6 protein-coding genes are annotated in these 11,558 nt (G+C 72.5%); all 6 read right to left on the reverse strand.

The genetic code is table 11. The annotated features are described in order from the left end of the window. Nucleotides 1–58: 58 nt before the first annotated feature. The gene (locus tag HHX37_RS01495) at nucleotides 59–3,685 is read right to left on the reverse strand and encodes a WD40 repeat domain-containing protein (protein WP_182884261.1); all 3,627 of its coding nucleotides are present in this window, start codon (nucleotides 3,683–3,685) and stop codon (nucleotides 59–61) included. Nucleotides 3,686–3,720: 35 nt separating this feature from the next. Beyond that, the gene (locus tag HHX37_RS01500) at nucleotides 3,721–4,278 is read right to left on the reverse strand and encodes a hypothetical protein (protein ID WP_182884262.1); all 558 of its coding nucleotides are present in this window, start codon (nucleotides 4,276–4,278) and stop codon (nucleotides 3,721–3,723) included. Between the two features lie 136 nt (nucleotides 4,279–4,414). After that, on the reverse strand, nucleotides 4,415–4,651 hold the full coding sequence (locus tag HHX37_RS01505; protein WP_182884263.1) for a DUF1918 domain-containing protein: 237 nt from the start codon (nucleotides 4,649–4,651) through the stop codon (nucleotides 4,415–4,417). Nucleotides 4,652–4,759: 108 nt separating this feature from the next. Beyond that, a complete protein-coding gene (locus HHX37_RS01510; protein WP_182884264.1) occupies nucleotides 4,760–6,772 on the reverse strand; it encodes a multicopper oxidase family protein in 2,013 nt (670 codons plus the stop codon). Between the two features lie 53 nt (nucleotides 6,773–6,825). Continuing rightward, on the reverse strand, nucleotides 6,826–9,720 hold the full coding sequence (locus HHX37_RS01515; RefSeq protein WP_182881803.1) for a glycosyl hydrolase family 95 catalytic domain-containing protein: 2,895 nt from the start codon (nucleotides 9,718–9,720) through the stop codon (nucleotides 6,826–6,828). Nucleotides 9,721–9,981: 261 nt separating this feature from the next. Then, nucleotides 9,982–11,370 carry a cellulose binding domain-containing protein gene (locus HHX37_RS36080; protein WP_259406130.1) on the reverse strand — a complete coding sequence of 463 codons (1,389 nt, stop codon included), beginning with the start codon at nucleotides 11,368–11,370 and terminating at the stop codon, nucleotides 9,982–9,984. Nucleotides 11,371–11,558: the final 188 nt, after the last annotated feature.

The following is an 11,558-nucleotide window of genomic DNA, read 5'->3' on the forward strand; positions in this document are numbered from 1 at the left end:
TTGTATCCGCCCCGCCCCCGCGAACCGCCGGTTTGTCTGCTGACAGCAGATGCGGCACTTATGAGTGCGAGAACCGGACAGCCTGGAGTCCCATGTCGGTACGGACGACGGCGACGCCGGGCGTGGGCACGGCGATCTGACGTATCGGGGAGCCGAACTGTACGACATGTTCGGGATGGTCCTGCCCGCTCCACACCAGCAGCCGGCCGTCGCCCGTGCCCGCGGCGAGGAGCGAGCCGTCCTCCAGAGCCGCCACCGCCAGGACCTCGCTGTCCGGTGGGGCGTCGAGGTTCGTGGAGGCCTCGTCGTCGTCCAGGTTCTCCACCCGCACAGAGGGCCCGGCTCCGACGACCAGCGCCCGCCCGCCCTCGTGCAGGATCGAGACGGCGTTCGTCTGGACGACGAGCAGGTGCCCGGTGATCCGCTGTCCCTGGGCGGAGAGGTGGTGGACGAGCGCCACACCACCGACGAACACCTCGTGCCCCTGCGAACCGGCCACCGGCGTCATCCACTGCACGACGTTGCTCGTGCCGACCGCGAGGGGGTGCACGCCGGGCACCGGCAGCGGGTCGCCGCCCCACCGGTCCTCGTCGGCGGTCAGCGTCCACAGCACGGGCTCCTCCCAGTCGCCCGCGGCGAGCAACCGGCCGCCGTCACCCACCACCGTGACCTCGTGGACGGCGCCGGGACGGCCGAGGCGCACATCGGTCACGACCGTCTCCCCGGAGGAGCCGGGCGTCCACAACCGCAGGGCGGCCTCCGTCCCTCGCTGCCCGTAGACGGCCACGCAGGTCCGGTGCCTCCACCGCCACAGCCGGACACCCGCCGTGATCAGCTCTCCCGTCTCCAGGGGTCGCGTACGACCCTCCTCACGCAGCACGACGGAGCCGTCGGCGAGCACGGCCGCGACGACCAGCCGGCCGGACTCGTCGGCCAGCGCGTCGACGTCGATCGCCGGGGCGGCCAGCTCACCGACCGGAGGCGGGAGCAGGTCCGCTCCGGATCGCAACGGCCACTCCCGGATCATGCCGCCCACCGCCGACTCCCCGGACACCAGCACGAGGCCTCCGTCCAGCTCCGAGAACATGACGGAGGAGACCGGCTCCCCCCACGGCAACAGGGACTCCACCGCGGGCTCGTCCTCGTCGGGACGGCCTACCAGGCTGACCTTGCCGTCCTGCCCGCCCGTCGCCAGGTGGAGGCGGCCGTCCACCTCCAGGAGATCGACGGAGGTCACCCCGCCGGACAGCAGGACGATCTGGCGGGACTCGGGCGGCCCGTCGTCGGGATTGAGCCCGCGGAGGTGCAGTTCGCGTACCTCCCGCAGCGCGTCCGCATAGCCGTTCCGGCCCCGCCGGTGCATCCTCGACTGCCAGAGAAGGCCCTCGGAGAGAAAGGCGGTGTCGAGTTGCCAGGCGGCCGGCTCGTGGCCGCCGATGCCGGTACGTATCTCCGAGTCGTGGTCACCGACGACGATCAGGTCCGTCATACCGTCGCTGTAGCCCGCCGCGAGCGCGAAGCGTCCGGTGTCGCCGCTCAGGAACGCGCTCGCGCCGCACCAGGCGGGCGGATCCGGCGGACGGATCACCGGTTGGCGGTCGATCTCTCCGCGCAGCCCCCAGAGGATCACCGCGCCGTCGGCTCCACAGGACAGCACGCCGTCGTCGAATCCTCCCGTCAGCGACAGCACCGGGCCTTCGTGGGCGGGCACCGGTTCCGTGACCGGTTCGCCGGTGAACGGGTCGACCGCCTGGACGACCCCGTCGGCGTATCCGAGCACGACGACCGCCCGATCTTCCAGCACTGTGGGGGACATCGCGGTCACCGGCGAGCCGGGACGTGCGGCCACGGAGCCGGTCACCTCCATCCGCTCCGGGTCGGCCAGCCACACCTGGTGGAGCGCCGCCACCGCCAGCACCGCCTCGTCTCCGGTGCCGAGGAGCGCGAGCCGGGCGGCCGGCGTGGCCGACGGCAGCGTCAGGACGCCGAGCACCGTGTGGGTGCGCAGGTCCCAGAACCGCACCGTGCCGTCCGGGCCCGCGGTGACGACGGTCGTGCCGTCCGGACGCGGTGACGACAGCATGGCGAGCACACCGCCCGGGTGCGCGCCGACGACACGTCCCGGATGATGGCGGAGCATCGAGGCCCACAACGGGGTCCACCGGCGCTCCGGCGGGAGCCCGGCGAACGCCTCCGCCGCCTCCGCCTCGCCCAGCTCGCACGCCGCCATTTGAAGGTAGGACGCGCGTTCGCCCCGGTCGCGGTCCGCGAGCAGCCGGCCGGCACGGCGGTAGACCTCGGCGTACCGGCCCGCGCCGCCCGGCCTGGACAGCGCGCGCAGTACTCCTCCGGGTTCGGCGGCGACGAGGAAGTCCGGCCGGTTCACCAGGATCGCGAGTTCGCCGATCGCCGCGGCGTGGGTGGCGAGGTGGTCGCAGGCGTACTCCGCCGCGCCGAGCCAGTCGTCGCCGTGGCGGCGGACGAAGTAGCGCAGCACGGCGTGGTGTGCCTCCTCGACCTGCACCTCCTCCTCGGCGAGATAGTCACGGAAGGAGTCGTGGTAGAGGCGGATGGGCCCCGACCGGGGGGCGCCGAGCAGGAACTGCGCGCACTCCTCCAGCACACGGCGCACCCGCGAGCGCGGCAGGCCGGTGATGCCGCACAGCTGCTCGTGGGTGAGCCCCGCACCGCGCGCCACGGTGAGGGCGGCCAGCACCGGCTCGTACAGGTCCCACCAGAGGTCACGCGAACGCGCGATGTCCGCCCTGAACCAGGCCCGGTACAGGCCGGTCAGCCCTTCGGGCAGGTCGGCGGGCGGATCCGGCGGGACCTCGCCTCCGGCGGGCAGGCGCTCGACCACGTGCCGGGCGTAGAGGAAGTTGCCGTCGGCCGCCGCCACGATGCGATCGGCCCACAGCCGCCACGCCGCCCCGGCGGCGGGCAGCCGGCGGCGCACGTACCGCCGGATGTCGTCCTCGCCGGGGGGCCGGTCGGCCCGCAGGTCCAGAGCCGGAGGCGGCAGGTCGCGCAGCACCCAGGGATCCGGCCTGCCGGTCACGACGAAGCGCAGCACGTCGGGCAGTTCCGCCGGATTGCCGGCCACGACGCCGATCAGGTGGGCGATCGTGTCCTCGGAGTCGTAGCGGTACCCGGCGGACAGGTCGTCCACGACCACCAGAAGCCGCTCGTCCCACCCGTCCGCCACGGCGGCTTCCAGAGGGCGCCGGACCAGGTGCGCGAACGCCTGCCGGGTCGGCACGCTCCCGGACACGCGTATCTGGACGTTGGCGACCCGCGCACCCGCCTCCACCGTGCCGATGGTCTGCGTGCTGTTGATCGTGATGACCGCGGCCGCGCCCGCGGCCGACGCGGCCAGCGCGTCGGCGAACCGGGGTATGCGGCGGGCGAGCGCGCCCGACAACGCGCGGACGAAGTCCAGCGCGTCGAGTGTGCGCTCGTCGCTCGCGTCGCAGAAGTGGGCCAGCACCACGTCCGGCCGTCCCGGGCGGGTGCCCTCTCCCGCGTCGTGCTCGTCCTCCGGCGCCGCGAGCCGGGCGGCGAACACCGTCTTCCCCGTGCCCGGCGGACCGGTGACCAGGAAGATCCGCGTGCCCTCCGTGCGCAGCCACCGGTCCAGCCTGGCCGTGATCCAGGGCCGGGGCACGAGCCCGGCGACGTCGGGCACGGGGGAACGCCCGGGCACCGCGGCAGGCCCGGCGCTCAACCGCTCCGGCCGTCCAGGTCGACCCCGACCGCCTCGCCGCCCGCGGACACCCGGCCGATCCTCATCTCGGCACGGACCTCCATACCGGAGTGGAGCCCGCCCCGCGCCCGCAGACCCGCAAGGTATCCCTCGACCACGTCCGCCTCGACGGCCACGTCGATCCCCGAGCCCGTCGGCTCCCGCCGCTCGCCCCTGAATGTGATCCGCTGGCCGTACGCGACCTCCAGCACCCGCCGCAGGGCGTCGACCGTGTCGAGCAGGCCGCGGTCGCCCGGGTCGGGGACGCGTCCCTCCTCGGCGTACTCGATCAGCGCGCGGCGGAGCGACGTCAGGGACTCGGCGTTCCGAGCGACGACGCTGTCCGCGACCTCGGCCGCGGACAGCGGGGCGTCCAGCACCCCGGCGGCGGAGCCGGGCACCTCGACCACGTCGCGGTCCCGTCTCTCCCGCCACCGTTTCAGCAGTTCACGTGCCTCGTCGTAGAGGAACGTGATCCCCTCGCTGAGCGCCACCGCCCCCAGCGCCGCGAGACTCAACGAGTCCGTCAATCCCATCGCCTCCCGTCGCCTGTCTGTCGGCTGGGGGAGACGTGTCGTTACGCCGTGACGCCGTACGCGGCTCGGGAGCCGGTATGCCGGGGCGCCACCGTACGGCGGCCCGGCTGCGCTGACCCGCACGTGCCGCGTTCCGTCACCGGGCGGCCGGGCGGGCCGCTTCCTTCCCGCGGTGCTCGCCATGCTCCCGGCGGGGCTCCACGTGGGCGTCGGGGCCGGGGAAGATCAAGGTCTCGTGCTCCTCGTCCAGCCACCGGACCACGTAGGGCGGGGACCCGTCGCTGTGGTGGAGGGCCGTGATGACGCCCGTACGGCGAGGTCCGTCCAGGTGAAGGCTCTCGATGACCAACCGGTCGCCCACTGCCGCTTTCATGTACGCCCCCTTCTCCCCCGTCGCTGCCATTCCAGCGTGGCCCGGGCCGCGCCTTCCGCTTAGGGCAGGAGGTCCCGTAACCGAGGGACCTCCGTCGCCGAGGGTGGGTCAGTCTCCGGGGTTTCGTCCGGCCTCGCGGGCGGGCTCGCGCCGGCCTCCGATGCGGTAGGGCCGCATCATCTCGTTGTCCTCGTGCTCCAGCATGTGGCAGTGCCACACGAAGAGCCCGGCCCGGTCGAAGTGGGCCTTGACCCGGGTCACCTCCCGGGGCAGGGCGATGACCGTGTCCTTGCGTCCCCGCTCCCACGGCCGCGCCGGCCGTGCCGGACCGTGGAACGGCGTGCGGTCCACCACCTCGAAAAGGATCTCGTGGATGTGGATGGGATGCGCGTCCGGCGTGAGGTTGTGGAACTCCCACATCTCGACGTCGCCGACGCCCGGGTTCTCCGTGACCGGGTCGTGCCACCTTCTCGCGGCCCATCCCTGCCCGGCGGCTTCGCCCAGCAGCGTCGTGACGGGACCCGCCCCCCGGACGGCGGAGCCCTGCTCCAGCAGGGCGAGCCTCCTCGTCCGTACGGCCGGGCCGAGCCGGGCGGCCTGGGGGAGCTCCAGCTGGTCGGGCGGCACGCTGAGGTCACGGCCGGAGGCCGGCCGTACCAGGAACTTCAGCACCTGCCCGGTGGTGGCGGGATCGGCGGGCGGGGCCGCGGTCTCCCCCCGGTACGGCCCGTCGGGCCCCTCGTTCACCAGGTAGAGCGGGGTGCCCGGCGGAACGCACGTGAAGTCGACCACCACGTCGGCGCGTTCGGCCGGGGCCAGCAGCAGCCGGTCGAGCGCGACCGGCGCGGGCAGGAACGCGCCGTCGGCGCCGATCTGCCAGAACGGCAGCGCCGATCGGACGGGCCGGGCCACCGGCGAGCCGGCGATGCCGAGGGCGAGGACCCTGGCGTTGCAGCCGTTGAGGAAGCGGAACCGGTAACGGCGCCGCTCGACCTCCAGCAGCGGCCAGGTCCGGCCGTTCGCCGTCATGGTGGCGCCGAAGAACTCCGGCACCCAGATGGGCGGGACGTCGGTGCTCGGGACGTACGGGCCGCCGTACCCGCCGGCCGCCCGGCTGCCGGGGTAGTGGAGCGAGCCGTCCGCGGTGAACGTCCTGTCCTGGATCACGATCGGGATCTCGTGGCAGCGGGTCCCCGCCGGATCGCCCGCCCCCGCCCCCGGCGCCGGCCCGGGTAGGACGCCGGACGGCAGGTCGGCCGGGCCGCCCCGGAGCAGGTAGAACCCGGCCATGCCGGCGTAGACGTTGAGCCGGGTCACCCCGAGCGCGTGGTCGTGGTACCAGAGGGTGCCCGGGTGCTGGTCGTTGCCGTACCGGTAGACGGCCGACCCGGTGTACCAGGCGACGCCCGTCCGGCCTTCGAAGGCGGCGGCGAAGCCCGCGTACCGGGACCCCTCCCGCGCGTAGCCGGCCGGGGTGTCCCCGGCGGCCAGGAACCACGCCTCGGGGTATCCGTCGCTGTCGTCCGGGCTGTGCCCGCCGTGCAGGTGGGTCACCACCGGGACCGGCCCCCGGTAGGGCCCTGGGGTCGCGGCGAACGCGGGCCTGCCGTCGCGGCCCGGCGGGCCGCCGGGCGGGTTCGCCCAGTGCAGCGTCGGATCGACGGGCAGCAGGTGCGGGAGATGATCACCCCACCGGTCCACCAGCTCGTTCACCCAGGTCACCTGGACGGGACGGTCCACCCGGGCCTCGATCGTGCGTCCCGGAACGGCGAACGTGCCCCGGTGCGGGGCCGAGCCGTAGCCGAAGACGGTCGTGGGCGGTGCGCCGGGCGGCAGGATCTGCTGCCGGAACCGGCGCACGCCGATGACGTAGCGGTCGAGCGAGCCGTCACCCGTGGGCGCGGCCGGCACCACCGTGGGCATCACGGCGGGAACGGGCAGCGCGGCCACGTACTTGGGCACGGACGCGGCGTCGAGCAGCGGAGGCCCGGCGGGCGCCGGCCGGCGGGTGGGTCCCGCCGGGCCGCGCGCCCCCACGAGCGTGACCGCCGCGCATCCTTTGAGGAAGTCCCGCCTGGTCAGCCGTCGTGTGACCCGCCGTATGCCCCGTCGTGTGTTCATGGCGATCCCCCGCCGCCCCGACACTCCTTTCCATCATGCCCGGATCGGCCGGGTCACACGCCGGTGATCGTCCAGTGGTTGTTGGTGCTGTTGTTCGGCGTCCACATGCCGACGTTGGAGCCGGCGCTGGTGTAGCCCATGCCGTCGAGGGAGGTCCCGGTGCCGCGGTTGATGATCTGGGAGCGGCCGTTGCCGACGTCGTTGAGGCGCCACTGCTGGTTGTTGCCGCCGTTCCAGGCCGACTGCCTGGCGACGGCGCCGTTGGCGGTGTTGCCCCAGCTGTCGATGACCATGCCGTTGGTGCGGTTGACGATCCGGTACCAACCGCCGCCCAGGTCGACCAGCTGCCACTGCAGGTTGTTGCTGCCGTCCCAGTTCCACTGCTTGACGTTCGACCCCGACGCCACGTTGCCGCCGCTGTCCAGCACCAGGCCGGTGGTGGCGTTGACGATCCGCACGTAGGTCGACGGCGGCGTCGGTGACGCCGAGGCCGACGGTGACGCCGACGGCGAGGAGGTGCTGCCGGACCCGGTCAGGCGGTAGGTGCGGCCGGCCTGGCCGGTCAGCGCGACGACGTCGGCCTCGGGCTTGGTGACGGTGACGGCCTCACCGGTCTCGCTGTCGACGACCTGGTAGGTCCCGGTGAAGATCCGGTTGCGCACCTTGACGGTGCCGGCGCGGTCGAACTTGACGAGGATCTCGGTGGCCACACCGGAGCTCCAGGTCGTGCCGACGGTGTAGCCGCCGCGCCCCCGCAGGCCCTGCACCTTCCCGCTCGGCCACGCCGAGGGCAGCGCGGGCAGCACGTGCAGCTCGCCGTTGTGGCTCTGCAGCAGCATCTCGGCGATGCCGGAGGTGGCGCCGAAGTTGCCGTCGATCTGGAACGGCGGGTGCAGGTCGAACATGTTCGGCGCGAGCCGGTCCGTCCTGACCAGGAGGCGGATCAGGTTGTGCGCGCGGGCGCCCTCCTCCATTCGCGCCCAGTAGTTGATCTTCCAGGCGAGCGACCAGCCGGTCCCGTCGTCTCCGCGCAGCTCCAGGGTTCGGCGCGCCGCGTTGTACAGCGTCGGGGTGCCCCGCTTGGTGATCTGGTTGCTGGGGTGCAGGCCGTACAGGTGGGAGATGTGCCGGTGGTTCTGCTCGGTCTCCACCCAGTCGTAGAGCCACTCCTGGATGTTGCCGCGCGAGCCGACCTTCATCGGCGCTAGCCGGTCGCGGGCCGCGAGGACCCGGGTGCGGAAGTCGGAGTCGGTGCCGAGCGCCAGGCTCGCCTGCGCGCACGCGTTGAACAGGTCGCGCAGGATCTGGTTGTCCATCGTCGGGCCGGCGCACACGCTGACGCCCGAGTGGTGGGGCAGTTCCGGGGAGTTCGACGGGTTCGTGACGAGATAGCCGAGACTCGGTTCGGTCACCAGGGTGTCGAGGAAGAACTGCGCGGCGCCCTTCATGGCGGGGTAGTACTGCTGCAGGAAGTTCACGTCGCCGGTGAACTGGTAGTGCTCCCAGATCAGGGTGGACAGCCACGCGCCGCCGGTCTGCCACATGCCCCACAACGCGCCGTCGACGACCGACGTGGCCCGCCACGCGTCGGTGTTGTGGTGGGTGACCCAGCCACTGGCGTTGTACTGCACCCGCGCGGTGCGGGCGCCGGTCACCGAGAGGTCGTTGATCATCTTGAACACCGGGTCGAAGCACTCCGACAGGTTCGTCGTGTCGGCCGGCCAGTAGTTCATCGGCAGGTTCGCGTTGATGGTGTACTTCGAGTCCCACTGCGGGGCCAGCGAGTCGTTCCAGATGCCCTGCAGGTTGGCCGGCTGGGTGCCGGGGCGCGAGGAGGAGATCAGCAGGTAGCGGCCGAACTGGAACAGCAGCACCGAGAACTGCGGGTCGGTGGTGTTCGCGTGCTGCGCGATCCGCACGTCGGTCGGCTGGTCGGCCGCGGACGTCCGGCCCAGGTCGAGCGTCGTGCGCCCGAACAGGTTCTGGTAGTCGGCCACGTGCCGGGACCGCAGGTCGTCGAAGTTGCGGGCGACGGCGGAGTTGAGGTTGTTGCGGGCGATGCCCTGGTAGTCGCCGCCGACGTTCTGGTAGTTGACGTAGCTGGAGCCGATGGAGATCAGCAGCGTCACGCTGTTGGCGCCCCGCACCTGGAGCGTGCCGCCGGAACTGCTGACCGTGCCGCCGTCGGTGACGGCCTTGGCCAGTGCCAGGAACTTGACCGAGCCGGTCTTGCCCTCGAAGTTGCCCGAGATGCCGTCGATACCCACCGACGTGCCGTCGGGGCTGGTGCGGGTGACGCGCTGCGGGCTGTCGAACGTCGCGGAGAAGGTGATCGATCCGGCCCGGTCGGCGGTCAGGCGGACGACGATGACCTGGTCGGGCGCGCTGGCGAACGTCTCACGCCGGTAGTTGACGCCGTTCTGCGAGTACGTCGTCACCGTGGTGGCCGTGGTCAGGTCCAGCAGCCGGTTGTACCCCGAGACTCCGCTGGAGCCGGCGCTGAAGGTGAGCCGCAGGTTGCCCACGGTCTGGTAGGCGAGCTGGCCCGCGGGGCTGCCCAGCATGTTCTGGTCGATCAGGGTCTGGGCCTGGCTCCACTGGTTCTGGAATACCAGCTGCCTGATCTGCGCCAGCGCCCCCGCGCCGCGCGTGTTGCTCTGGTCGTACGGCCCGCCGCCCCAGACGGTGTCCTCGTTGAGCTGGAGCCGCTCGACGTCGACGTTGCCGAACACCATCGCGCCCAGGCGCCCGTTGCCGATCGGCAGCGCGCGCAGCCAGTCCGTCCCGGCGCTCTCGTCGTACCACAGCGCCAGATCGTTCGCGGCGAGCACCTGCGCCGGCGCCACCGACCCGGCTCGCGCGGCCGCCGTCCACTGCAGGGGCAACAGCGCGGCTCCGGCTCCGGCCGCGCCGAATCGCAGCGCTTGCCTTCGGGTGAAATCAGACAATTCACTTCTCCAAGTCCACGGCGGGTACGGACACGTCGGAATCGTTTCGACCAGGAGTTCGGCTCCGGGCGAGACTCGGCGGGTGTCCGGGGGGATGACCTGCGGCCCGAAGGCTCTGAGGGAGGCGGCGGTAGGGGTGAAGTTCTCTCCGGCAGGGCCTCCCACCGCCATAAGAGGCCCTGCCGGAGCCCGGAGAGGGTCGTGTGTACGGCCCTCTCCGGAGTCAACGGGACATCGGTCGGCACACCGTGCCGCGGCCGGTCACGGGCTGGTGCAGGTGAGGGTGGGGGTCGACGGCGTGCCGGTGGCGAGGAACCCGAAGGTGGCCGAGCCGCCCGCCGGGAGCGAGCCGTTGTAGGAGGCGTTCTTCACCGTCACCGCGGAACCGCTCGTGCTCAGCGTGCCGTTCCACGCCTGGGTGATCGTCTGGCCGCTGCCGAGCGTCCACCTGACGGTCCAGCCGTTGATCGCCGAGCTGCCCGCCTTCACCGTGACCAACGCCTGGTAGCCGCCGGGCCACGAGTTCTGCGGCTGGTACTCGGCCACGCAGGCGCCCGGCGGCGGGGGCGACGGACTGGTGTGCGGCGACTGCGAGGGCGACTGCGACGGGGACTGTGACGGCGACTGTGACGGCGACTGCGAGGGCGACTGTGACGGGCTGGCCGAGGGGGAGGCGCTCGGCGACGACTGGCCCGGCGGCACGTACGGGCACTTGTTGCGGTACATCGAGATGTTGCTGGAGTCCGCCAGCGGGCACAGGAACTGGGTGTACCGGGTGTCGTTGTCCACCCAGATCTTCAGCCAGGGGATCAGCACCCGCATCTCGGTCGTGTTGGCCCGCGTCGCGAACAGGTGGTCCACCCCGGTGATCTCCACCCACGCGCTCGGCGTCGAGGCCGGGATCGTGGTGTACAGCCCGTTGAGGTACGACTGCGTGACCGTCGTGTCCCGCTGGCCGGAGATGAACATCGTCGGCACCCGGTCGTTGGACAGGCCGTAGTCCCCGACGGGCGAGCCGGGCGCGAGCCCGATCCCGGCCTTGAGGGTGGGCCGCCGGAGGATCGCGCTGAGGACCCCCGCGCCGCCCGCCGAGTGGCCGACGACCGACAGCCGGTTGGGGTCGACCCGGTCGCGTACCGAGCTGCGCTGGGTGAGGTAGTCCAGCGCGGCGAGCAGCTGGGTCCCCCGGGCGTCCGCGCTGTCGGTGCGGCTGTTGGTCTCGATGCCGATCACCACGAAGCCGAAGGAGGCGAGCCAGGGGCCCATCCAGGCCTCTTCGTTGGCGAACAGGGCGGAGTAGCCCGGCACGATCGCGACCCCGCCGAACGTCCCCTGGCTGGTGTCGGTCGGATAGTAGATCACTCCGCCGCCGAAGCCGTTGCCGGCCGGCACGCTGGTCTGCGCGGTCGCGAAGGTCCCCCTGGTGGCCGCGACGCTCGCCACGGTCGGGTTCGGCCCGCGCTGGTAGGGATTGTCCGCGGCCGATGCCGGCCGGGTCGCGATGGCCGCCGAGAACAGCCCGATGACGGCCACCGCCGCCGCCATCGCCCGGCCCATCGCGCGCCGGAGCGACCGGCTCCGCGAGCCGGGTCCGGACGCGGGCGTGGATGGTCGCCGGGTTCCCGGCGGCGGAACGACGTGTGCGCCCATGCCTGAGCCTCCATGACTGCAACCAGAGAAAGGGGGAACGCGGGGCATTCAGCGCTGGACGCCGTGCTCCCGGGCAGGGGAGCGCACACCATGAGGGCGTCGCGAAGGGCGGCCCTCCGCCCCGCGCACCACCACCGGACAGCGGGAGACCGTCTCGGGGCTCAGTGTGGAAACCTCACCGAAATGTG

It is taken from the genome of Microbispora sp. H10885, from assembly GCF_014161415.1.
Taxonomy (GTDB): domain Bacteria; phylum Actinomycetota; class Actinomycetes; order Streptosporangiales; family Streptosporangiaceae; genus Microbispora; species Microbispora triticiradicis.